This window comes from Paenibacillus sp. FSL L8-0333 (assembly GCF_037965665.1).
GTDB classification, from domain to species: domain Bacteria; phylum Bacillota; class Bacilli; order Paenibacillales; family Paenibacillaceae; genus Paenibacillus_AQ; species Paenibacillus_AQ odorifer.
Window position 1 is genome coordinate 791,505 of record NZ_CP150186.1, and the last position, 22,887, is coordinate 814,391.

At 42.4% G+C, this 22,887-nt stretch carries 17 protein-coding genes and 1 pseudogene; 15 read left to right on the forward strand and 3 right to left on the reverse strand.

All coding sequences use genetic code 11. The features are described 5' to 3' along the window. The gene (locus tag NYE72_RS03475) at nt 1–3,222 is read left to right on the forward strand and encodes a DEAD/DEAH box helicase family protein (protein ID WP_339211310.1); all 3,222 of its coding nucleotides are present in this window, start codon (nt 1–3) and stop codon (nt 3,220–3,222) included. Nucleotides 3,223–3,716: 494 nt separating this feature from the next. Here NYE72_RS03475 and NYE72_RS03480 read toward each other — a convergent pair. Next, nucleotides 3,717–3,915 (reverse strand): annotated as a pseudogene (locus tag NYE72_RS03480) (IS5/IS1182 family transposase); the annotation flags it as partial. A 375-nt stretch (nt 3,916–4,290) separates the two neighbouring features. Here NYE72_RS03480 and NYE72_RS03485 point away from each other — a divergent pair. After that, a complete protein-coding gene (locus NYE72_RS03485) occupies nt 4,291–4,923 on the forward strand; it encodes a hypothetical protein (RefSeq protein ID WP_036684787.1) in 633 nt (210 codons plus the stop codon). 626 nt (nt 4,924–5,549) lie between these two features. On the opposite strand, the gene NYE72_RS03490 is transcribed toward NYE72_RS03485, so the two are convergent. Further along, nucleotides 5,550–7,340 (reverse strand): flavocytochrome c, encoded by a 1,791-nt coding sequence (locus tag NYE72_RS03490; protein ID WP_076142561.1) that lies wholly within the window; start codon nt 7,338–7,340, stop codon nt 5,550–5,552. Between the two features lie 272 nt (nt 7,341–7,612). On the opposite strand from NYE72_RS03490, the gene NYE72_RS03495 reads away from it, so the two are divergent. The 4 genes from NYE72_RS03495 to scfB all read left to right on the forward strand — a co-directional run bounded on the left by NYE72_RS03495 (nt 7,613) and on the right by scfB (nt 12,235). Further along, a complete protein-coding gene (locus tag NYE72_RS03495) occupies nt 7,613–9,199 on the forward strand; it encodes a histidine kinase (RefSeq protein WP_339211312.1) in 1,587 nt (528 codons plus the stop codon). Then, nucleotides 9,174–9,956 (forward strand): response regulator, encoded by a 783-nt coding sequence (locus tag NYE72_RS03500; RefSeq protein WP_076274698.1) that lies wholly within the window; start codon nt 9,174–9,176, stop codon nt 9,954–9,956. Before NYE72_RS03495 ends, NYE72_RS03500 begins: the two co-directional genes overlap by 26 nt. Before the next feature lie 612 nt (nt 9,957–10,568). Beyond that, a complete protein-coding gene (gene scfA, locus NYE72_RS03505; protein WP_076098734.1) occupies nt 10,569–10,718 on the forward strand; it encodes a six-cysteine ranthipeptide SCIFF in 150 nt (49 codons plus the stop codon). 122 nt (nt 10,719–10,840) lie between these two features. Further along, nucleotides 10,841–12,235, forward strand: a complete 1,395-nt coding sequence (scfB, locus tag NYE72_RS03510; RefSeq protein ID WP_036684793.1) for a thioether cross-link-forming SCIFF peptide maturase — start codon at nt 10,841–10,843, stop codon at nt 12,233–12,235. A 450-nt stretch (nt 12,236–12,685) separates the two neighbouring features. Here the strand turns inward: scfB and NYE72_RS03515 are convergent, their stop codons facing one another. Beyond that, on the reverse strand, nt 12,686–12,931 hold the full coding sequence (locus NYE72_RS03515) for a helix-turn-helix transcriptional regulator (RefSeq protein ID WP_036684794.1): 246 nt from the start codon (nt 12,929–12,931) through the stop codon (nt 12,686–12,688). 151 nt (nt 12,932–13,082) lie between these two features. On the opposite strand from NYE72_RS03515, the gene NYE72_RS03520 reads away from it, so the two are divergent. From NYE72_RS03520 to NYE72_RS03560, 9 genes are all read left to right on the forward strand, one after another. Then, entirely contained in the window at nt 13,083–13,580 is a 498-nt protein-coding gene (locus NYE72_RS03520) for a hypothetical protein (protein WP_036684797.1), read from the forward strand. Nucleotides 13,581–13,828: 248 nt separating this feature from the next. Continuing rightward, a complete protein-coding gene (locus NYE72_RS03525) occupies nt 13,829–14,518 on the forward strand; it encodes a nuclease-related domain-containing protein (RefSeq protein WP_339211314.1) in 690 nt (229 codons plus the stop codon). Then, the gene (locus tag NYE72_RS03530) at nt 14,515–15,537 is read left to right on the forward strand and encodes a restriction endonuclease (RefSeq protein ID WP_076098730.1); all 1,023 of its coding nucleotides are present in this window, start codon (nt 14,515–14,517) and stop codon (nt 15,535–15,537) included. The genes NYE72_RS03525 and NYE72_RS03530 overlap by 4 nt, the downstream gene beginning before the upstream one ends. Nucleotides 15,538–15,606: 69 nt before the next feature. Beyond that, entirely contained in the window at nt 15,607–15,756 is a 150-nt protein-coding gene (locus NYE72_RS03535) for a hypothetical protein (RefSeq protein WP_176462595.1), read from the forward strand. A gap of 181 nt (nt 15,757–15,937) precedes the next feature. Further along, the gene (locus NYE72_RS03540; protein ID WP_339212050.1) at nt 15,938–16,045 is read left to right on the forward strand and encodes a hypothetical protein; all 108 of its coding nucleotides are present in this window, start codon (nt 15,938–15,940) and stop codon (nt 16,043–16,045) included. 112 nt (nt 16,046–16,157) lie between these two features. After that, nucleotides 16,158–18,395, forward strand: a complete 2,238-nt coding sequence (locus NYE72_RS03545) for a DUF3578 domain-containing protein (RefSeq protein ID WP_339211316.1) — start codon at nt 16,158–16,160, stop codon at nt 18,393–18,395. Beyond that, a complete protein-coding gene (locus tag NYE72_RS03550) occupies nt 18,367–20,781 on the forward strand; it encodes a restriction endonuclease-like protein (protein WP_076098728.1) in 2,415 nt (804 codons plus the stop codon). The genes NYE72_RS03545 and NYE72_RS03550 overlap by 29 nt, the downstream gene beginning before the upstream one ends. Nucleotides 20,782–21,456: 675 nt before the next feature. Then, complete coding sequence (locus NYE72_RS03555; RefSeq protein WP_081382382.1) at nt 21,457–22,035, forward strand: sigma-70 family RNA polymerase sigma factor; 579 nt, start codon at nt 21,457–21,459, stop codon at nt 22,033–22,035. Then, nucleotides 22,028–22,879: a hypothetical protein gene (locus NYE72_RS03560; protein WP_076098727.1), complete on the forward strand. Its 852-nt coding sequence runs from the start codon at nt 22,028–22,030 to the stop codon at nt 22,877–22,879. Before NYE72_RS03555 ends, NYE72_RS03560 begins: the two co-directional genes overlap by 8 nt. Nucleotides 22,880–22,887: the final 8 nt, after the last annotated feature.

A 22,887-nucleotide genomic window follows, 5' to 3' on the forward strand; every position in this document is an offset into this window, starting at 1 on the left:
ATGAACGAACTGCATTTACAAGATAAATTTCTATTGCCTTTTTTCCGGGAAAACCTTGGTTACCGCGAAGTGAAGGCAAATACGGTGACAAACGAGCTAATAATAGAAGAAGACTTACAAGAGTTTATCTCTCAGACCGAGTTAAACAAGAAACCTTACGAAACATTACTAAGAAAATACAAAGGCGACAAGGTTAGTTTACTCAAAGATTTGATTGAACTCATCAAAGAACGAAGCGGCAGTAGCCGTAATATGGCGTTATTTATCAACGCGAATAAATCGATTACTTTACAGGGTATAAAGCTCCACCTCTTCTATACGGGAGATAGTGTAATCCATAACAATACGCTGTTTGATGAGAATATTTTTTCTATAGTGCAAGAACTGCCATATAAATTTCATTATGAAGGGACTCAGTTATTTTCCTTCCGTCCAGATCTTGTGTTGTTTTTGAATGGGATATATCTGGGCTACAGCGAACTGAAGTCTAATTACACCAACCAAAGCGCCAGCAAGAACGGACGTGGCAAGGTAATTAAAGACTATTTCGAAGCGGTCAAAATTTATCATCAGCATATTGATGGTAGTTATATGTTAAGTGATAAGGAAAAAGAGTCATTCCGTAAAGACTTTTTGAAAATCTTCGAAAAAGCCATTCATATCACCACGACAGATATTGGAGAAACATTTGTTATACGAACGCTTTCTGACTATTTTGAAGAGATTCTTGCGACTTGCCGCGAAGGTAAATTTGATCGTGAAGAGATTGAGAAGAAAGCCAAAAGCGTATTTAAGCCGTATCCACTTCTGAATCCCGATGCAGAAAAGAAAGAGAAATTGAAAGAGTTGTTTACTGCTCTCTACGGGAAGGAGTTTATTGAAAAAGAAATTCTCTACTACAATTTTATCGAGCGCGATGTCTACGTTACGAAAAATGGCAAAGAGCTAAAGAACGAGCAAGGGGCTCTAATTTCTCCACGGCCCAAGCAGAAATTCGGAACGGATAAAATTATGGCTAAAATTGATGAATTTCTTGCGCATGAGCAGGATGATCAATATTTTGAAAAGTTGTTAGAGAAGCAGCTTGTCGGCGTATCTGAAGCCAAGAAGAAAGAATTACTTGAGAAACGTAAAGCTTATTCAAACAATAAAAATGTATACTCCCTGCTGATGCAGTATGCTGCTGGATTCGGTAAATCCAATATTATTGGATGGTCCGCTTTACAGCTGAAAGACTTGCGTAGAGATGGACAATATGTATATGACAAAATTATGATTGTGGTGGATCGCTTACAGCTCCGTGGACAAATTGATTCTAAGATGCTTAACATGAATATCGATAATCGGATGTACATGGAGGCAAATAACAAAAAAACCTTTCTAGAGGCGTTGGCTTCTGATACTCGCCTGGTCATTGTGAATTTGCAGAAGTTTGGTTCTGTTCGTGAGATGCTCGATGCTGAGGTTGTGAATAAGCTTGCCCATATGCGTATTGTCTTCTTAATTGATGAAATTCATCGATCCAATAGCGGCGACCAGCATGAAGAGATGATAAGTATATTTGATGAGTTACAATCCCCGTTTGATAATCATGTGCAGGTTGCTAGGGCAAATAAAAAGAAGAATTTGATCATCGGGTTTACAGCTACACCTGATGATCATACGCTTGCGCGTTTTGGAGAATTTAGCGGTTATGCGGAAAGCGAAAAACTGTGGCGACCGTTTGACTCCTATACGATGAAGGAAGCGATTGAGGACGGGTTTATTCTTAATCCGCTCAAGAATATTGTGCCAGTAGCGTCCAAGATGTTGTTTGATCTGCCAAGCAATCTACTGGAAGGCTTTACGGAGAAAGAATATAAAGACGCTCAGAAAAAGCAAGTTTATGAAAATCGTGAACGAATAGATGCAATCGCTAAATATATAGCAGATCTGCTCGTTAAAGATGTATATCGTCAGATCCGTGGAACAGGTAAGGCTATGTTAGCAGTGCATTCCATAAAAGCTGCAATAGCTTATCAGCAAGCAGTGACCAAACATTTTAGTTCCTTGGTTCAAGAAGACAAATATAAAAAGTATGCCGAAGCTCCGATTCACGTAGTTTATTCTAACAACCAGGATGAACAAAGTGCATCGGGTCTTAATGGAGGCTTAAGTGAAGAAAAGGTATTGGAAAGTTTTGCGCTGAAAAAGAATGGTCTGATGATCGTAGTGGCCAAGCTGCAAACGGGATTCGATGAGAAGAAGCTACATACGCTATTCTTGGATAAAGAGATTAAAGGCATCAGTGCAATTCAGACGATCTCCCGCGTAAACCGGACCGCCAAATATAAGAATGACTGCAAAATTGTTGACTTCTCCTATAACAATGTAAATGTGCAAAATATCAAAGATGCATTCGAGCATTTTTCGGATGTGGTCGTTAGTGATTTCGACCCCTTCGGCGACAAAAAAGTACTAGATATTTTGCTTGTCGAGCTTAGAAAGTCATATACCTATGACAAGTTTTTTACCGTGTTCACCTCGATCTATAAAGATCAAACAAAAAGGGATAATCCTGAGAGCTATTTAGATTTGGAGAGTAGCTTAAAAAAGTACATTGATGCAAACCCTCAGCATACAGCGGATACTAAAGCTAAGGCCGGGCAGTATTTTACAATTCTAAATCGAATTGAATATGTGATTGATCTGGATGCTAAGTATAGCGAGTCCAGTTTCTTATTGTTCTGGCGTAAATTCAATACACTATATAACTTGATGCACCGTAGTGAGGATATTAAAGATCCGATAGAAGTTTATTTTGACAATCAAATCGGCATTATTGAAGTAGAGACTGGAGCACCCAAGGAGAAGAAGAACAAGCCTTCCAAAGTAGCTGAAGGTAAGGAGAGTTATGGTCCCCACCAATTTGATATTCTGGCTATCATTGAAGCTCGTAATGAGTTAGAGGCTAAAAAAGGTTCTCTTATTCAAGATTTTGAATCAAAGATAGAGGGTTTTTTCCAATATGTACGAAGTGCTAATGAAGGTAAACGTTTAATTGTGAAAATCCATTCTCATGTTTCTGAGGAAGAAATCTATCATGACTTTGCAGTTATTTATCGTAAATATAGAGCGCTTAACCGTCAAAAAGTGGGAGACTACTTCTTCAAAGAAATGAATGATTTGGTAGACAAGCTGTGTGATGACTTTGAGAAGCAACTTTCTAAACATTCATACTAAAAATACTGAACAGACTACTCTATCTGAAATAAAAATTTATCTTCTACAATGCCAAGTGAAAGGCCATAGTGGTACCGACTTAAATCTGATTCTCTTTGATCCTATATCATGTTCATGGTAGATTACTGCTGCAATTGATTTAGATTAAAGGTATGATTTAACAAAATGTCACATCTACCGAAGCCTAGAATGGGTGTAAAAAAAGAAGTGCCAGATCACAATTTTCTGTAGTCTGGCATTCATTTGATGGGGGCACATCGTATAAGATTTGTTCACACTGTCTACTCGACACATGTGGAGTGCTGTGTGTCGCTTATTAAAAAGTAATATCTCTGAGCCACATTTACCTATATTAAAAGCCCAATCCTTTGTGAGAGGCCGCTGAAGAACTAGCAATTTTTCGGGGAGACCAAGAATCAAGCGAATAAAAAAGCGGTACCTGATCCGGATTTTTCGGAAGGTGCCGCTTTTTTCAAGGCGTTTTTTCCTTGTTCTTAGTCTGCCAGGTTCATTATTCGCTTCAAGTTCCGCGAATATCGCCATTGCCCCTTGTATTTGCATCCCTATTAGACCCGAGGACGACGCTACGTCGTACCCGTGCCGATGCCTGAGTTCGCAGTTCTTCGCTTCGATTTTGCAACTTTCTTTTGCCTTCTCCTTGAAATACTCCGTTTCTTGAAATGCCATTTGCTCGTCGGCTGGTCGAATTCGAACCTGTTGTCGTTTGCAATTGAAAGATTAATTTGTAATATTTTGCAGGACTTTGTACTGGGTCTATAGAAGTAATTCTAGCGTCATGGGTGTTTTATCATTCTAAATAAATAATTGAATAAACGGAAGGACGGCCGGGATGCTTGCATTCGCTTGGTGACCAGCTATCTCATCGAATAGAGTGAAGATGGGGCTACAGGTTACTCCTACATCCATCCTAGGATTATTGAACAGATTAACCAAAGACCTGCATAAGTCTCTTGGGAAGGCTGATGGTTTTTCCAAACTTAGCAGGTCACAAAATATAAAACAAAGAAGTATAGTTCAAAGAAATAAATAAAACTAAGTGAGGGAAATATGGGGAAAATCCAAAAAAATATTAATCAAAATAATTTTAATGAAAAGACAAATTTTAATGGACCAACACAAATTGCTGCAGGAGATATCATTAACAACATACAAAACACTAATCATCAAGAGGCAAAATATACGCCTGAACCAACATGGCGGAGCCCATTTACTATGGCTGTTTTAACGTGGATTAGCTTTGCCATTGCAATTGGAGGGGTCCTTCCTATTGGCATTAAAATAGTAAAAAGTGGTCTGAATGTTTTTAATGGAACTCTGAAGGCATCAGTAGGTTTTGAAAGCCAGACTTATTTAATAATATTTGTAATACTGATTATCTTATTTGTGGTTTTTCTTAGTCTTAGGAGAATTGCCAAAAGTCAAACGAGGTACCCTCTGTTTTTTAATTTTGCAATCAGTGGTTATGGTAAAAGATTGACATTAGAGAAAATACATATTGATAAATGTCCTCAATGTGGGGGAAAGATGAAATATTATAATAAACCAGTGGAATGGAGAGAGGTACAGTACAGTGATGGTAGAAGAAAGCGTGAAACTACAAAAAGGGTTCCTGCATTAGAGTGTAAGCGAAATTCAGAGCATTGTTATAGAGTTGACCCTGCCGAAGATATGTTATTATAGTTTTTCGATAAGTGAATCATTTTCAAAATGCATTGACTTGAAAAATTACAGACGACTCCAATGTCATCGTATTACACTTTTATTTTTATGCTGTTTGCATGTCTTGTTATTTGCTAACACGATCTACGATGAGCTTCATGCTGTTGTAAACTAAGGTGACGAGGTTAAAATGTAGTTGAGATACACATTTACGTGTTCTACTGTGGGTCTCCGCTTTTGTTCAAGGTAGACTTGGGCCTGAAGGGGAGGAGGAATCGTATATCTTGTTTCCACACATGTGGAGTCAGTGCCTTTGTTGGTGAGGGATGTAACAGTGATTCAACCCCCTTTACTTACTTAAGTTTTCCAGTGTCTAGGAAATTTGAAGGAACCCTTGTCAATTAGTCACTAAATAATTGGGGAATTTTAATTCCACGAACGGAGAACGATAAAAGAGCCGCGAGTTAGACGAGCGTAGCCCCTAGACTCCACCATAATAAACCGCCCTGTTCGCAATGTTGCTAACAGGGCGGTTTGCTATGTCATAGAGGGCAGCTTGAAAGTTAGCAGTCAACCGGCACTCTACAAGTTATCTTGCACGTTTTTAAGTCTACCTTATTAATAGAGCAGTTACACAAAAAATAAGATTACTCTGCTACAACTTGTTTGCCTGCAATCCGGCCGAATGTGAAGATATCAGCGATGGCATTACCGCCAAGACGGTTTGCACCATGAATGACCCCTGTTACTTCACCTGCAGCGAACAACCCAGGGATGACTTCGCCTTTTTCATTCAATACGCGAGTCTTCTCGTCGATCACCAAGCCGCCCATTGTATGGTGAACGGAGGGTACAGCTTTTTCGATGTAGTAAGGGCCTTTTTCAAGAGATTTCAATCCACCGCGATGTTTGAAATCAAGGTCATTACCTGTTTTCGCATAATCATTTACTTTATTAATCGTTTCTTTCAAAGTGTTCACGTCGATTTTGAAGAAATCAGCTGCCTCCTCAATCGTATCGGCTTTAAAGAGCAAGCCTTGTTTAACGAGTTGATCGTATTCGTCTTGATGAACTTCTATCGTTTTACCGATATCCTCAATACCTTGGTTCCATAATTGATACGTATATCCGCCCGTTTGGGCAAGAATTGCTTTAGAAATAACGTCTCGACGTTCTAATTCCTCAACGAAGCGCTTGCCTTCTTGGTTAATCAGGATCGCACCATCGAAGCGGGAATCTGCAACCAGGGAAATAACACCTGTCTCAGGATTACAGATTGGATACGTTTGAATACTCTCCATGTTTGTCAGTTTGGCGCCAATCGTTTCTGCCATAACGATACCGTCACCTGTAGATCCTGGTGTATCGGTAGACATATATTTTTCATCCATTTTAGGGTTATACTTCTTACGCATCTCTACATTGGATCCAAAACCACCGGTAGCGATGATGACGCCTTTGTTCGCATGGAATGTGATCTTGTCGCCAGTACCCGAAGTCGCAGTTACACCTGTTATTTTGCCGCTTTCGTCCTTCAGCAAGGTTTCGGCTTTCATATTCGTTTTGATCGTGATTTGATCAGCGTCTGTTTTGGCTTTTAACTTAGTAATCAATTCAACACCTGTATGACCTACAGGAATCAACGCACGTTTTCTGGAATGGCCTCCAAATTGGAACAGATGATCAGGTAAGAACTCTACCTTGATATCATCGCGCAGCCATTCGGCAGATGCTAGAGCATTGTCGGCAAGAATACGAACCATCTTTGGATCCCCGAGGTTGTCTCCGCCTTTCATCGTATCATCATAGAACAAGTCAGCCGTGTCATCAGTGATGCCAAGAGCACGTTCAACCCAGTTGTCCGGCGCATTCATCTCACCACCGGAAATCAATGTGTTGCCGCCAACAGCTGGCATTTTCTCGAGCAGAACTACATTAGCTCCAGCGCTCTTCGCTTCGATAGCCGCACTAAAGCCAGCACCCCCGGCACCGATGACGACAACATCATAGGTTTGCTCGACTTCTTCTTTGTCTTTGCTTCCACTGACTGCAGCGCCAGCGACAAGGGTAAGTCCAGACTTCGTAATTGCATCTTGAATGGCTTCGAGATATCCTTTGCTTGTAACTGTAGATCCGCTAATGGCATCAACTTTTGCGCTGTTAGTTGCCATGACATCTTGCTTGAGCTGCGTATAAACAGGTTCTGCAAGTACTTCATTTTCCTTATGCTCTGTCACTTTAATGTCAGTGATCTTGTTATCTAATAAGGAGACTTGTACTTTAATATCGCCATGTTTACCTTGCCCAACTCCTTCAAAGACTTGAACTCCGTTTGCATCTGCAGCGGGTTCTGCATCTTTACCGCCGCAGGCAGCAAGCGTGAACATAAGACTGAGGACTAGTAGAATAGATAACAGCTTTTTCGTGTGAGTTCGCATAATATCTCCTTCATTCTGTTGTGAATTGGTTACATACACTAGGGAGAGGAAGATTTGCTAGGCAAATCCTTTATCTCTAGCCTAGACATGAATGTTATTTCATGTGAAAATATGCACAAGACCTATTATAGATTTAGTACAGCATTATGTATTTGCACAGATTAGTGTTTTTTTGTCTTTTTCGGGCATGTAAGAGACGGATATTGTGAAGGGCTATGATTACAATGAAATCAATTCACTTAAAAATCACGTTAATCGCAGGAGGCTGCTTCTTGCTGCTGTTCGTTGCATTGCTTGTAACAATATATTTGGAGATGAACCATACGGTTGTCCCTTTGAATAAGAACTTAACGCAGCAAGTGGTTACTGCACGCAGCGACCAGATTGATTATTGGTTTAATCAGCGCATTGGAGAGATAGACATGCTTGCTTCTCTAGCTTCGGACCATCAGTGGACACGAGATGAATTGCTGCAAGAGTTCGATAAGTTCGAGGCGAAGAAGCAAGTAGAGTACGAATCCATACGTGTGGTGGATATTCACGGAAATTCCTGGTCAGCAAGGGACAAGCCTTTTTCGATACTAAACCGACCCTACTATCGAAAACTGCTGAATTCAGATTCCAATTATGTGGTGAGCAATCCGATCGTATCCAAAGCGAATGCAGCCGAAATCGTCGTCATTCTTTATCGTGTTAATCCATCGGTGAATGATGAGGTAGCTTATATTGCCGCAGCCGTCTCCGTTAAGAAGATGAAGGAGATTGCTCAAGATGTAATGCTATATGACCAGTCAGGCCAGCTTATCATCGATTGCAGAGAGCTGGGTGAAGGAGATGGAGCGGAGGAGGCAGCAGATAAGAAGAACATGAGTGTATTTGAGGCTCCAATTCAAAATGTGGAAGGCTGGAAGCTAGTACTCGAAGTACCGAATTCAAGTCTATCGCTAGCGGTGATCAAAACCCAGCGGACTGCATTGCTGGTAGGCGTTCTTATCGGTAGTGCGTTTATCGTCTTTCTGATGCTGCTTGCTTCTTCCATTATTCGTCCAATTCAGTCGCTTCGTCAGGTAATGGAAAATGTGCAGAACGGCAACCAAACCATACGTGCAGATGTTACGCGCTCGGATGAGATCGGCGATCTTGGACGAAGCTTCAATGACATGCTTGTTCAATTATACGCTGTGGAGCAGGACCGAAAGGAGATGGAACTCAGACTGATTCATGAGCAGATCAAGCCGCACTTTTTATACAACACATTGGATACGATCCAGTGGATGGCAACGGAACATGGAGCAGACAATGTGGTGGAGATGGTGGAAGCGCTTAGCGCGTATTTCCGGTTAGGGCTTGGCACTGGCAGTCCCTACATTCTGCTTGATCAGGAGTTGTACCATGTCGAGAGTTATCTTCATATTCAAGGTGTGCGATATGAGGAGATTCTGGACTACGAGCTTCGATATGATGAAAAGCTTGCTCAGTGCCAAGTCGTTCGCTTCATGCTGCAGCCTTTGGTGGAAAATGCGATTTATCACGGGATTAAGCCACTTGGGGATCAAAAGTGCAAAATTTCGATTACAGCATATAAAAAGGCCGATTATTTGGTCATTAAGGTTGAAAATAATGGGGTTATGATTCCGCAAGAGAAGCTTGAACAGATGAATCAAGCCCTTCTTGATGATACATATGATCGTTCTGCCACAGGCTTTGGGCTATACAGTGTAAACCATCGCATTCGACTAGCTTACGGGGTGCCATATGGCCTTGCAGTGAAGAGCGAAGATGGCATTACCGTTATGGTCATTCGAATACCTTTGGACGGGGAGTGGAATGAAGATGTGGAAGATTGTCATCGTCGATGATGAAACGATCATTCGCAAAGGCTTGCGACAATACATTGAGGAGAGTCCGTATCTTTTTGAGGTTGCAGGAGAAGCGAAAAGTGCAAACGAAGCATTGGATATGGTGGAGGAAGCCCCACCACATGTATGTCTTGTGGACATCAACATGCCGAATATGAATGGGCTCGATCTGATGAATATATTGCGCGAACGCTGCCCGTCGGTTCTGGTTGTCATCATCAGCGGGTACGATAACTTTGAATATGCGCGTCAAGCCGTGCAACTGCAAGCATTTGATTATGTATTGAAACCTGTGCCGAAGAGTGATCTGAACAAGCTGCTTCATCGGATTGATGAGCATCTTCAGGTAAAATATCCTTTGCATTCACATGAAGGCAGGGTGGATAAGGAGCGGGAGCTTCCCGGGTATACAGGGGATGGAACAGTGCTTATCCAAAAAGTGACCGAGTATATTGACAGTCATTATCAGGATCCGGAGCTGTCTATTACTCGAGTAGCAGCGCTATTTCATATCAACCAAACCTATCTTAGCAAGCGTATGAAGCAAGAAATCGGTGCTTCATTCCTTGACTATGTCACCGAGCTTCGGATATCGAAGGCGAAGGAGATTCTGGATGACGTAATGCCGAATATCAAAATCGGGGATCTGGCCGTGAAGGTAGGGTATAAGAGCCAGTACTATTTTAGTCGTGTGTTCAAAAATAGAGTCGGTTCAAGCCCCTTAGAGTACAAAAAGCATCCGTTCGGTTATGGATAGGAGGGCTATTCTCGTCCCTCTGCAGCACGTCATAGATGCTATGCTCGGAGTTGCTTTCTATCAATACGGTTGGATTTTAAACATGAGCGAGAAGATGAAGTTAAAGCATCCGATTGTGCAATATTTTTATGAACTAAGGCGTAGTACATTATAAAAATAAATAAATTCATTGAATATTCAAGAGCAGATAAAATGTCCGGAAGTGTCTTAGGGCTCCTCATATAAGTTTGTTCACACTGTCTACCCACGCATGTGGAGAGTGTCGCTCTACTGGTAAGGAAGGATACAGTGCTATGAGATCCTTATATTTATTGGACTTTACGGACAACTATGAGAAAAAATGTTGTTAAAGGAGATGGCATCATTGCCGTCTCTTTTTTGTTTCACTTTTTTAGTATTGCTCTGACTCTGGTTCCCGCTACGGCATCCTACGATCACAAGCATGAAAGACTGAACGGGAATTAGCATTGATGCTACTTTGTTTATATGTTTAATGCCTCTCTACTCTGTTAGGTGACGGGCATCATAGACGTACTTACGTGAGGTTGCTACGATGTTCCATGGAAATTAAGTGAAAGTGATCACAAGAAATTAAAGAAGGAGTTATTTATCGTGAAAAGAATCGTAACACTAAGCACCCGCAAACTGATGGATACCGCAAAACACGGCGGATGCGGCGCATGCCAGACATCTTGCCAATCCGCTTGTAAAACTTCCTGCGGCGTTGCAAACCAGAAGTGTGAAAATGCAATGAACAGATAGGATTCGGAATTTTACCGCCCATTGCTCTGCTGATGGGCGGCTATTTTTAAGAAATGGATGCTACCTCTAAAGGAAGGCAAAGCCGTTTCTACTTGTGTGCAAAAGGAGCTTGATTAGCAAGTATGATTCATCAATATAAACTAAATGGATACAATATCGTGCTCGACACTTACAGTGGCTCAGTACATGTTGTTGATGACCTAGCATATGAAATTATAGCGCTCTATGAGAAAACTTCTGTCGACCAAATCGTGACAATGATGTTGGAGAAATATAAGCATGATTCCACCATTTCTGAGAGTGACATTCGAGAAACCATCGTGGATATCGAGGAGCTTATAAATGATGGACAGCTCTTTACAAAAGATGAGTATGAGAACCTCTCGCTTGATTTAAAAAAACGAAAAACTTATGTTAAGGCGCTCTGTCTTAATGTTGCGCATACCTGTAATCTATCATGCGACTATTGCTTCGCCAGCCAAGGGAAATACAACGGAGATCGAGCGATCATGAGCTATGAGGTTGGACAAAAAGCTATCGATTACCTGCTTGAAAATTCGGGTCATCATCGAAACCTGGACATCGACTTTTTCGGCGGGGAACCGCTTTTGGCCTGGAAAGTGGTTAAACAGATCGTAGCTTATGCAAGAAGTAAAGAACAAGAATACAAAAAGAAGTTCCGCTTCACCTTCACGACGAACGGGATGCTGCTGAACGATGAGGTCACTGAGTTTTTAAATCAGGAAATGTACAATGTCGTATTAAGCCTGGATGGAAGAAAAGAGGTTCATGACCGTCTTCGCCAAACGGTAAACGGAAAAGGCAGCTACGATCATATTCTTCCGAAGTTTCAGGAATTCGTTCGTAAGCGCGGAGACCAAGAGTACTATGTACGAGGAACCTATACGCGTAATAATGTCGATTTCACCAATGATATATTTCATATCGCAGACCTTGGTTTTGACAAAATCTCGATGGAACCGGTCATCTGTGATCCAAAGGAGCCCTATGCACTTACCGAGGAAGACCTCCCGGAGATATACAATCAGTACGAAATTCTGGCCAAGGAAATGATCGGGCGCGGTGAGCAAGGCAAGGGGTTTACCTTTTATCATTACATGCTTGACCTCTCGGAAGGACCTTGCATCCAGAAGAGAATCACTGGCTGTGGTTCAGGAACGGAATATCTTGCTGTTACTCCCTGGGGAGAGCTTTTTCCTTGCCACCAGTTCGTCGGGGATGAAGAGTATAGCATGGGGAACCTCTGGGATGGCATCATAAAACCTGAGCTGCAATGTCAATTCCAAGAGAGCAACTGCTACTCGAAGCCGGAATGCAAGGACTGTTGGGCGAAGCTCTACTGTAGCGGCGGTTGTCCCGCCAATGCGCTGCACGCGACGGGTTCCCTAATTGGTACCTATGACTTCAGCTGTGACGTCTTCCGCAAAAGAGTCGAATGTTCCATGATGGTGAAGGTGGATGAATCCATTAGAGCGATGGAAGAGCAACCTAACTAATTAATATAACGAATGAATATACTATAACCGAGAAAAAGACACTTCAAAATATAGTGTTATTTCTCGGTTTTTTTGTACGGAGAAGAAGGACTGTAAGACAAGAGAGACGATCAGTTTCTGCAAAGTGCAGATTACTGATCGTCTTTTAATCTGAATCTATGGAATAAATTCCACGCGATAGGTTGGTATATCGTTGTTCTAACTATGTATTATTTGATGTCTACATAGCACGATGAATGACACCTGAAAGCGGACCGAAGGATAAAATCTGGGGGTCAGATATTGCCTCAGGCCTCCATTTTATTGGACGTCGTAGGTACGTGTCTATATCTGAATAATAAATCCCTTCAGGGATTTTGCATAAAAAATTTGCAGATCTATGTAGTATCTATTTAAATGAAAATAACGATCTATTCCAAAAACAGAGAGTTATCTCCCACTATCACTTCACTAACCTTCCCCCAACAACTCTCCAACAGAAACCTCCAATGCTTTCGCAATGGCAACCACCTCATAATCCTGCACAAGTCTATATTGACCTTCCAATCGCGATAAACTGGTTGGACTGATGTCTAAACCGAAGGTTTGCAACCTGGCAAGGAAATCCTTTTGCTTCATTCGCTTAGCTTTTCGAATAGCTACAACTCGGGTTCCAATGATATTTTTGTCACCCGGGGGCTCTTTGCGATGCCTCATTTTGGTGTCACCTCACAATTTAACCAAATTGTATGCGAGGTAAGTATTGTTTTAATGCGGATATCGAATTAAAATAAAATAAACCGATAAACGCATTAAAATTTCCATACATCGTCTACAGATATAGCTTTTCCCGGAAGGTGGGGGTGCAATGCAACATCTGATGTGCAAATATGAGGAGGAAAAGCGCAAGCTGAATGAACTCGGACAGCAATCACTGGAGCAGGGAATTCCGTTAAGCAGCAATGAAGCGGTTCAGGCCCAGAGTCGTAAGGTTGACGAACTGATTAATCGGATGTACCAAGAAAAAAACGGACATGCAGCGTCATTTCGTTTGAGTTTCTATCTTGGAGGGGATATGTTGAGCTTTCCTGCATGGTTTTTACAGACGATTCAAGGTCGAGTGGATGAGGTGACCGCACAGATTGAACATCAATCCGAGCCTAGGCATGTTTTTGAAGAAGAGCGCATAGCTTTTCAAACGTTATTTGACTCCATGGATATTGCACGTATGCCAGAGTTTGAGCACTGGGAGGATAAGCTTCAATCGAAGCAAGCTGTTCTTTATGAACGTCTATATCTTCAAGGACTAAAGGATGGCATGCAGCTTGCAAATGCCCTTACTACCCCTTCAGTTCTCTCGGACTAAGACATGTCCTGCGGGTAGCGGAGAAGCACATAGGTATCGGAACCAAAGGGGATATATGCATATCTTATCTTCGGACTGTCAATGCGACAGTCTTTTTTTCTATATATATATTTGGAATTTTTGTTTTTTTAGATGCTGTTCATCTAAAAAGAGGGCAGACCTCCATTCATGATTTGAATAAAGGGATATCTTCCCATATTGTCGAATAACCATACATATTGTAAATCTATATCAGACGAGGTTTTGCTATGTTTAAAGCGCTATTGTCTCTCTTTAAAAAATCCGACACTAAGCCACCACAGGCAGTGCGTAAGGCACAAACTCCCAAGTCGAAACCGAAGGTTGCTTCCACACGAATTGGAGAGTTAGGTGAGCATAAAATCAATATTCAACTCGACCAGTTACCTAAGGAGTGTAAATCGTTAAGCGATCTAATGCTCCCTAATCCCAAGTCTCGAACAGGTTACACCCAGATTGATCATATCGTTATTTCCCCGTATTGCTTATTTGTCATTGAGACGAAAAACTACAATGGGGAAATTAAAGGTGGGCGAACGGATCAACAATGGTCAGTGAGCAACCGTTACAAGATGTATAATCCGCTGAAGCAAAACTATGGACATATCAAGGCCATCGAGAGCCTGATACAAGGTATAGCTGCAGTGAAATTTATCTCTATGATTTCATTCACTATGAGATGTCGGTTCAGTATTGATCCGGATCTTCGGAAAATCCACTCGGACGAACTGGTTGTCTATGATGTGGAACTAAGTGAGTTTATCTCTAGGAAGTTGATTAGTTTAAAAACGGGAACCCCTGAACCTCCTATTTCTGCGGCGCAGATCCAAACTATATATGATCGTTTGGCTCAGGCTAATGTTACCGATTTCGAGATTCGCAAACTTCATGTACAGAGAATAAAGGGAGGTCCACTATGAAAAGTATGTGGCTTGTTCGAGCAGGAGAAAGGGCATATCTTATTAATGAATTTAAAGATAAGCAAGCTGTAGCGATTGGTTGGGCTCCATTGGGAGATATCGGTGGGGTAAATACACTGCAAGAGATGAAGAGGCTTTTGAAGGTACGGTATCCTGGATATAAAGAGGGTAAGATCAATATTACTGCTGGTCAGATTTTTCGTTTTGTAAGTGAATTTAAAATAGACGACCAAGTAATCACATATAATCCTGAAGAGCGACTCTATTACATAGGAAGAATCAAGTCGAATTATGAATTTAAGCCAAATTATATTACGGATAAGCCTCATATTCGCAGAATAGATTGGGAGGGGACTGTATCTAGAGATGTTTTGACGGCAAGCGCCCGGAATACGCTTGGTTCCATAATGACTATTATATCTATCCCGAATGATGTTCAGAAGGAATTGCTCAAACAAATGGTAATCGGACAGACCGATGGTAATCAACCAAGTCAACCCATCGAGTCTGTGCAAGCTGAGACGGAGGAAGAAGCCGAAGAATTAGAGCTAATTAAGGAAGACGTCATTGAGAAGTCCAATGAATTTATCAAAGATAAGATTGCTAAGTTAGACTGGGAGCAAATGCAGGAACTTGTTGCGGGCATCCTTAGAGGAATGGGCTACAAGACACGAATATCACCCAAAGGGCCGGACCGGGGAAGAGATATTTTTGCATCCCCAGATGGTCTAGGGCTTGAAGAACCCAGAATTATAGTGGAAGTAAAGCACCGTTCTGGCAGTATGGGATCTAATCAAATACGTAGTTTTACCGGAGGATTAAGAGTAGGAGATCGGGGGATTTATGTATCTAGTGGTGGATTCACAAAGGAAGCAAAATATGAAGCGGAAAGATCGAATATTCCTTTATCGTTAATAGACTTGGATCTGCTCGCGGAGTTAGTAACACAATACTATGATCAATTTGATTCAGAGACACGGACATTAATACCGTTAAGAAAAATATATTGGCCGTTATAAATTTGAATGTTTTTCTATATAGACATTCTTTTGAAGAAGAGTAAGGCCTTCTAAGCGTTATTTGTCTCCATGGATATTGCACGTAAGCCAGAGTTTGAAAATTGGGAGGATAAAGTTTCTTTAAAGCAATCTGTTGTTTATGAACTTTTATATCTACAGGGGCTTAAGGATGGCATGCAGCTTGCTAATGCATTTGCTCCTTCTGTTCTCTCGGATTAAGACGGAATTACAAGGTATACGTTAACTATATGTTGGGGCTGTCCATGCGACAGTCCTTTTTCTTATATGCATGATTGGAAGGAATACATTCCCATATTGTCGAATTACCAAATATATTGTAAATCCAGATGACTACGTATTGCTTATTTGTCATTGAAAGACGAAAAACTACAATGGAGAAATTAAAGGTAAGCGGACGGATCAACAATGGTTAGTGGGTAACCTTTACAAGATGTATAATCCACTAAAGCAAAACTATGGCTATATTAAGGCCTCAATTACAGATTGAATCGATCTATGACCAACTGATCCAAGCGAATATCACAGACTCAAAGATTCGCAAACTTCATGTAGAAAAGATTACGACTACTAAAAATCGTTAACTAGCCTTGGAGGACAACATGCCATTACCGGAGTCAGTCACGCAGATTTTCAAACGTAAGCAAAAATCATACAAGATGGTCTTGATTCTATCCTTAATCGAAGAGCTAAGAGTTTCTAATCTGGAGCGCGTATCGTACGATCACGTGAAGCAGCGGTTTCTTAACTACTTTATAGCTGAACAGGATAGTGGAAACCGGGTAGATCTGCCACCAGGTCGAGAACTATGGAGTGATGCACCCAAAAGCCAGCTGAAAGATATTATTAACAGTCCAATTAATGCGCTCTCGCATATTTTGTTTGTGAACTCGGAGGATAACACCATAGGTTTTCATAGCCAGATTCAAAGACAGCTAGGGGAAGAGGAGCTATCGCAATTAGAGAGACTAGCTAATGACGAACTCCAGTCTTATAATGCCGCTTTGCAGCATTTCTCTTTGCAAGGTTATCTGGAGAAGATCATGGCGGAGTACACTTCTGCCAAAAAAGAAACCTTTGCAAGTCATGCACTAGGTACGTTATTTCGTCAGACACTTCCTTCTGAGCTCAAAGCGTTACCATTCTTAGATGATCAATATAAAATTCAAGGTTCTGTTGGCCAAGGGAATTGGGCAACAGTTCCTTGGCTTGCAATACTGGATAAGCGGATCACGGAAACAACTCAGCGTGGGGAGTATGTTGTGTATCTGTTTGCTGAGGATATGAGTGCTGTCTATCTTACTTTTAATCAAGGAGTGACGGCGCCTATTCAAGAGAAGGGGCGTAGAGATGGTTATGCCTATCTGCGATCTCGAACACAAGACATACAAGGGCTCCTTTCACTGAACCATATGAATAAGGATGATAATATACACCTGGTAGATAGTGGTCTAGGTCAAGATTATCAGGTGTCTACTGTCGCTTACATCAAGTATGAAAGAGGAGCCGTTCCGAATGACGAGCAACTAATCCAAGATCTCGAGAATGTGATGGAAGATTACCGTCTATATGTGGACACTGTGACTTCTACAGGTAATGTAGCTGATAATGAGGAAGTGGAAGTAGTGACGCAAGAAGCGGCGCCCTTACAGGATGAACAAGTAACAGGTATCCTCCAACAAATCCAAACCCACATCCGTCGCAAAGGTTTCTTCTTCCCTGAGCACCTTATTGAAAACTTTTACCTCTCGCTAAAGACTAAGCCTTTTGTCATTCTGGCAGGCATATCCGGAACAGGGAAGACTCGGTTGGTGAAGCTGTTTGCAGAAGCTCTTGGTGCAACGGGGACTAACGGACAGTTTACCTTGATCCCAGTGCGGCCGGATTGGAGTGATCCTGCGGATCTGCTGGGGTACAAGGATCTTTCGGGCAGGTTCAAACCAGGTCCACTTACGGAAGTATTAGTAGAGGCGCGGAAGCCGGAGAATCAGCATAAGCCATATTTTATCTGCATGGATGAGATGAATCTGGCGCGGGTAGAGCATTATTTCAGTGACCTGTTAAGTGTGCTGGAAACACAGGACTGGCAGGAGGGGAAGATCCAGACACAGGATCTCATATCTTCTACCATGCTGGATACGCCTGAGGATCAAGTGAAGTTTGGCAGCCTCGGTATCCCGGAGAATGTGTTCTTAATCGGGACTGTGAATATGGACGAAACGACACATCCTTTTAGCAAAAAGGTACTGGATCGAGCCAATACAATAGAATTCAATTATATTAATCTGCAGCAGTATCCGGATTTGGGTGTGCAGGTAGAGACGGATGATCCCGCTGATCTTGCCGAACTGAATCATCTTTTTCTGCGCTCCGATTATTTGCAGCTAGTGGATGCCTATGATGCCAACAAGGAGCTAGTTGTTCGGACGACAGAGAGATTGGTTAAGATCAATGCTCTGCTTGAGGATGTCCTTGCTCATGTAGGTTTCCGGGTACGCGATGCGATTTGCTTCTATATGATCTATAACGAACGGTACAAGCTGATGAGTGAGGAAGAAGCTTTTGACTGGCAACTGCTGCAAAAGATACTGCCGCGCATTCAAGGGAGCCATTCATCGGTTCGCCGGGTATTGTTGAACTTGATGAAAGAGGCTCTGAGTACCAGATCTGGTGTTACAGTAGACTTCCCAGCTTTTATGGATGATGCTACTCCGCTGTATATGAGATGGGCTGCTGGACAAACTCCCCCTACGGCCAAACATCCACAAAGTGCGCGTAAATTGGCTTTTATGCTTAGGAGGCTGGAGGAAGATGGATTCACCTCATACTGGCTCTCTTAATCAGGCGGTAGAATTGCTCCGTGTAGAAACGGAGCTTTTTACGCTTTTTCTGCAAGGACGGCCTTATCATCCTACGGTGGAGACCTTGCAGCTTCATCGTTCTTCTAGTCAGGAGTGGGTGAATGCGCAGCTTGGGCTTGTTTGCTCCGAACGGCTTGGTAAGGTTCAGATTAAAGTGTTTTCCCCTGAAGTCCACGGAATGGTGGACTGGCAGCCGGGGGAGTCTGTTTTTCCTTGTTTTTATGAGACACAGTCGTATGAGCTGGTGATTCAGAAGAAGACCGCTGCTAACCTATCTTTTTATCATGAAAATGTGCTGCTTCGGCAGGCAATTAAGCCCCTAGGTGAGTCTATTCTTGCGGGTGTGCTGAACTTTGGGAATGAGGTCGGTTTGACGGAATGGGAGATCCGTAGTTCAGGACAGGCTTTGCTGCGGGTAGAGATGGAGATCTTTCCCTCAAAAATGGATTACAAGCTGGATTACCAGAATATTTTAAATGAAGTGAATGAGCAGATTTATAATTTGGCTTTTGATTTTTTGCGCAAAACCTACCAACTAACAGGCTTGCGGGAGACGCAGCATCAGAGCTTGACGGAGTTTTTTACCATACTTCAGCATGTATTTAGACAGCTTCTGGATGCGGTTGAGCGGATTAACAAGAATCCCCATTACGCTCTGCTCCAGGACCGCCGACTAGTGGATGCTAATCGGGTCAAAAAGGCAGGAAGAGAGAACATCCGCGAGCTCGCGAAGCATCCCGAACGATTAAGAGAAGACATGAACCATGGATTCTTGACCATCGGCAGCCGAAATTACACAGCCACACATTTAATGGAGACACGAAGACGTCTCGCCTATGATACTAATGAGAATAGGTTCATCCGCTGGATGCTGGAACGCATTCATGGAAAGCTGAAAGAGCTCAAGGGTCGCTGGAAGATTAAAAACCGAACCCCAGATCCATTACTTATAAAAAGGTTAGACACCATGCTCACTCAACTAGAGCGGGTGCTCAAGATGGACTTTTTACGTGAGGTTGGAGTACTGAGGCAGATGTCCGTTACACTGGTGCTGCAGATGGCCCCTGGATACCGCGAAGTCTATCGCTGTTATCTCATGCTGCTCAAAGGCCTGTCGATCCAAGGCGATCTGCTGCGCCTGTCTATGAAGGATGTCGCGCAGCTCTATGAATACTGGTGCTTCCTCAAGTTGAATCAGCTCCTGGGGCAGAAGTACAAACTGGTGAAGCAGGATATTATTAAGGTGAATCGGAACGGTATTTTTGTTACACTTGACCGCTCACAGAGCGCTAAGATGGTGTACGAGAATCCAGTTAACGGAGAGCAGTTCATCCTGTATTATAATGCGATTCCTAGCTCGGATAGGACCCCGACGCTCAGCCAGCGTCCGGATAATGTGCTGACACTGAAGAAGAAGGATGCTGGCAAAATCAAAGAGTATAAGTATGTTTTTGATGCGAAATATCGCTTAAATCCGGCTTATGAAGGGACTTCCTATCACCGCACTTATAGGCAGCCTGGTCCTGAAGAGGATGACATCAACACCATGCACCGTTATCGGGATGCCATTGTGTATCAGGAGAAGGGATCGGGAGAATATGAGCGAAGCATGTTTGGCGCCTATGTGTTATTCCCCTACCCGGATGAGGAGCGATATAAGACCCACCAATTCTACAAAAGCATCGAGCTATTGAATATTGGCGCTTTGCCATTCCTACCGAATTCTACAAGCCTGATGGAGCGATTCTTGGATGAGATTATTCAGGATAGTCCGGAAAAAGCTTATGAACGCTCGACTCGTCCGCGCGGCACGAAAGAATACTATGCCAACCAGCTTGCGGGCAAAAATGTGCTTGTTGGTTCTGTCCGGGGACCCGAACAAGTGGAAGTGGCGCTGCAGAAAGCTTTTTATCACATGCCGTTAAGGAATCTTGCAAATCAGAAGATCCTAACGCAAATTGAATACGTAGCGATGTGCCAATCCCGCAAAAAGTTCATTGATCCTGTAAAAACGGGGATTCACTGGGTAGGGAAAGTAGCGGATTGGAAGGTGCTGCGGCGTAATGAGATTAAAGAGGTTCCTTGTCGCCCGGGTACTGAAGAAGATCTGTATGTACGATTTACGGTTGAGGAATGGAAAGCAATTACGTCTCCTATCATGCTAGGTGGTCAAAGAATACAAACGGTGCTCTATACGAGTAAATATATTCTGGATCGTGCCTTGGAAATCGCGGAGCTTCGCTTAGAAACGGAGGGAGATCTTCGTGAATGGCGTGAGAAGCGCCGAAAGGGCAGAGTGAAGGTGAAGTTGGATCATGAGCAGTATGTGGACTTAGGGAAGGTTGTTGAAGTTCGGAATATTTAAGGTTAGTGAAAATGTAGTAAGGTGAACGAAAACATCATCGAACTCAAGCTGAATCATACGTAAGTGGAATTGGCTATAGTGTAGCTAGCACGAATACTTTAAGTATTCGTGCTAGCTTCTGGTTTTGAAGTGATGGTGTATAATTCGCAAAATGTGCTAAAAGAGGTATACTCCGGTGAATTATTGTTTTTTTGGTTCGTGACAGATTAAATTGGAAGATTAGTGCTGTGAAAATTATAAATGAAATGAAAGAGAATTTCATTTGAACAATTGAAGTACATAAATTATGAAATTAATTGTAACGCAGAGATTCTCCCCTTTTTTACCTCCCTATATCCACCTCGCAATTCTAGTATCAACGCTTTCGCGGATAACACTCTTTTACCGCCATTGTTTCGTCCACTTGCCTATAAGCTCGCCGAAACATCAGCTGACCTTGTTCATAATAGATTTCCCCTTATCCCACAAATTGGGTTCGAAGTTGCTGTATCTTCTATTGAATGAATGTTGAAAAAAGCCGCTGGCTTCCGCGTTTTTTACTCACTATCCACAATTATCAAAACATTTTGTTAATGCTCCGCCCGTTTTTCCGTATTAACATATGTAAGTTTCTTCACAACAAATTGCGCAATTTGTTTAGCTTTTCGATGAAGGTGAGGTGGAAGGAGGGTGGAGATGGAGGTTATTCAGGGTAAAGTGGAGCGTTACATGAATACCGAAAAATCACGTGAAGCTATCATGTCCAAAGAGGAATTTACCCGGATGTATGATACGTACTACCAACGTGTTTACAAATATATCTGTTATCGGATTAATAACCACCACGCGGCAGAGGACATATGCAGTCAGGTGTTTGAGACTGTGATGTGTAAGTATTATAGTTTTTCACAAGAAAAATCGAATTTTGAGGTGTGGCTGTTTGCCATTGTAAGAAATGCTGTGACGGACTACTTTCGGGCGCAGAAGAAAAGAAGCTATACCTCACTGGATTCGTTGCTGGAGCTTATATTTCCCAAGCCGTCTCCTGAGGAGCTGGCGATCCGTGAGGATAATAATCAGGCACTGTTCAAGGCGCTCTCCAAGCTGCGTGAGAAGGAACGCAATATCATTGCAATGAAATATGGGGCTGGGCTGAAAAATTCCGAAATTGCACAGATCATGGGAGTTAGTGAGTCCAATATCGGTGTCGTAGTATATAGAAGCTTGAAAAAACTGCATATTTCCTTAAAGGCAGGAGGGTTCAAAAATGAATAAGAAAGATGATCTCACCAAATTCAGTAAGACCATAGAACTGCTTGAGAATGCCGAACAGGGCAGCACTATCTCCAAAGAAAGAATCTATAACCGCTTGATATACAAATTGGACCATGGGGCACTTAACCCCCAATCAGAGATAAAGGACGGGATAACGATGAAAAAAAGCAGCTGGAGAAATGCAATAGTGATTGGCAGTGCAGTAATTTGTTTGGGTGGAGCTTTCTCTGCAACCTCCTATGCACAGGATATGTTCCAGTCGATCATGGCAAAGTTTGAAGTGGGAAATCTCGAAATCACACAATACGATAAGGAAATCCCATCGGCTGCACAGTCAATGACTCCTTCTGAAGATGCCCAAGGCGGGGAGAATGCGGTCATTGAATTGCCGGTTGCAGCTAAGTTGAGCCTAGATGAAGCACGTGCAGCACTTGGCATGAACTTCCCGGCACCCGACTGGATGGGAGACTATAAGTTTATGAATTGTGTTCTTCAGGGGACCAGCATGGTTGAAGTGCAGTATAATTCCGGTGAGAATGCTGTGAATTTTCTAATCTCCAAGGGCGGCGACAATGGGATCAGCACTACAGAAGAAGTGAAGACAGAAGTAATCAACGGGACTAAAGTTTATTTTGCAAATGGAATTGTGATTTGGGAAGAGGATGGCTATACAGTAGAGTTGTATTCCCAAGTAGATTTTGACCAAGCTACACTAGGGAAAATCATTGATAGCTTTAACATTGGTGCGCCTGTTCAGCCTTTAGAGCAAGGTCAAGTGAAGGAGAACTTGCAAAAGAATGGCGCAGCAGTTGCAGCTCCGGCTCCGGCTGTAGATTCAAAATAAAAGACTTA

What these genes read in the sequence shown, in the direction of transcription:
- NYE72_RS03525 (WP_339211314.1), top strand. Translation starts at nt 13,829, where the DNA reads ATGTTTAAAGCGCTATTGTCTCTCTTTAAAAAATCCGACACTAAGCCA.
- NYE72_RS03520 (WP_036684797.1), top strand. Translation starts at nt 13,083, where the DNA reads ATGCAACATCTGATGTGCAAATATGAGGAGGAAAAGCGCAAGCTGAAT.
- NYE72_RS03545 (WP_339211316.1), top strand. Translation starts at nt 16,158, where the DNA reads ATGCCATTACCGGAGTCAGTCACGCAGATTTTCAAACGTAAGCAAAAA.
- NYE72_RS03500 (WP_076274698.1), top strand. Translation starts at nt 9,174, where the DNA reads ATGTGGAAGATTGTCATCGTCGATGATGAAACGATCATTCGCAAAGGC.
- NYE72_RS03475 (WP_339211310.1), top strand. Translation starts at nt 1, where the DNA reads ATGAACGAACTGCATTTACAAGATAAATTTCTATTGCCTTTTTTCCGG.
- NYE72_RS03555 (WP_081382382.1), top strand. Translation starts at nt 21,457, where the DNA reads ATGGAGGTTATTCAGGGTAAAGTGGAGCGTTACATGAATACCGAAAAA.
- scfB (WP_036684793.1), top strand. Translation starts at nt 10,841, where the DNA reads ATGATTCATCAATATAAACTAAATGGATACAATATCGTGCTCGACACT.
- NYE72_RS03535 (WP_176462595.1), top strand. Translation starts at nt 15,607, where the DNA reads ATGGATATTGCACGTAAGCCAGAGTTTGAAAATTGGGAGGATAAAGTT.
- NYE72_RS03530 (WP_076098730.1), top strand. Translation starts at nt 14,515, where the DNA reads ATGAAAAGTATGTGGCTTGTTCGAGCAGGAGAAAGGGCATATCTTATT.
- NYE72_RS03515 (WP_036684794.1), bottom strand. Translation starts at nt 12,931, where the DNA reads ATGAGGCATCGCAAAGAGCCCCCGGGTGACAAAAATATCATTGGAACC.
- NYE72_RS03485 (WP_036684787.1), top strand. Translation starts at nt 4,291, where the DNA reads ATGGGGAAAATCCAAAAAAATATTAATCAAAATAATTTTAATGAAAAG.
- NYE72_RS03490 (WP_076142561.1), bottom strand. Translation starts at nt 7,340, where the DNA reads ATGCGAACTCACACGAAAAAGCTGTTATCTATTCTACTAGTCCTCAGT.
- NYE72_RS03550 (WP_076098728.1), top strand. Translation starts at nt 18,367, where the DNA reads ATGGATTCACCTCATACTGGCTCTCTTAATCAGGCGGTAGAATTGCTC.
- NYE72_RS03560 (WP_076098727.1), top strand. Translation starts at nt 22,028, where the DNA reads ATGAATAAGAAAGATGATCTCACCAAATTCAGTAAGACCATAGAACTG.